Genomic DNA, 1,007 nt, shown 5'->3' with positions numbered 1-1,007 from the left:
ACAGCATTGGAAAGCAGGTTGGTGATAGCTCGCTCAATCAACTCTGCATTGCCGAGTAGCCAGATAGGTTCTTCATCAGAGAACTCTAGATTAATGCCTTTCGCTTTTGCCTGTTGGGACAAGGAGTCAATGCTATCTTCGACTGCATTGAGCAGGTCAAACTCATAAAAGCTTTGCTCGGCGCTCTGTTCTGCGCGAGTGATTTGCAAAAATTGGTCTGACAGATTCAAGCTTCTTTTGGCGTGGCTTTCAATTTCATCAATTAGCGTGCTATCCCAGTTGATTCGACCAGTTCTGAGCCCGTTAAGCATGGCTAGCTGTGATACCAGCGGAGAACGGACATCGTGAGATAAAAAGTCAATAAGCTGATTTTTTTCACGCTGTTGTTGGCGAATTTCGGTGATATCTGAAAGTGTGATCATCAAGCCTGCGTCAATGTCTTCATCGACAATAAAGGGGGCGCAATGAACCTGAACGTCTCTATCATTTAACTGGATTTCATCATTGGTCTGTGCGCCGTTGACTAATACCTTACTCATATTTTGACTTAGCTGAATGTTTTGTTGGGGGTCAAACAATGTACAAATAGCTTGTCCTAGTAGCGTTCCGTTTGATTCAGAAAACCAAGTTTGAGCATGACTATTGGTAAATACGATTAAGCCAACAGGGTCGGTAACAAATACCGCATTGGGAATTTCTTCGAAGCCTTTTGATATAAAGGTTCTCATGTCTTGCATGGAATGTATTGCTTCACGTACCTGTGATATTCGATTGGCAACCTTCTCATAATATCGGGGCTTATTGCGTGCTAGTGGTGTTGTGAAGTCGAGTTTGTTTAGATAGTCCTGATGTTCAGATAGGTTGGTTGGATGAGCCCATACAAAGCCCATATGGTCGAAGGATGTCACGCCAGAGTCAGATTCCTGAGCTAGGGTTATCCAGCTGGTGTGCCCATCATGCATCCACTTGTTTGTTGATTTTAAGCGCTGGTAACTAAGCGGCGTATG

The 1,007-nt window shown here is 43.9% G+C and carries 1 protein-coding gene; it reads right to left on the bottom strand.

What is annotated here, in order from left to right; genetic code table 11:
* Positions 1 to 1,007, bottom strand: a 1,007-nt coding sequence (locus A3763_RS25870) for a PAS domain-containing protein (protein WP_156495344.1), incomplete at both ends; no start/stop codon positions are given.

The organism is Oleiphilus sp. HI0128 (assembly GCF_001635365.1).
The sequence above is the reverse complement of the archived record's forward strand: the minus strand, read 5'-3'. Positions and strand labels throughout refer to the sequence as shown.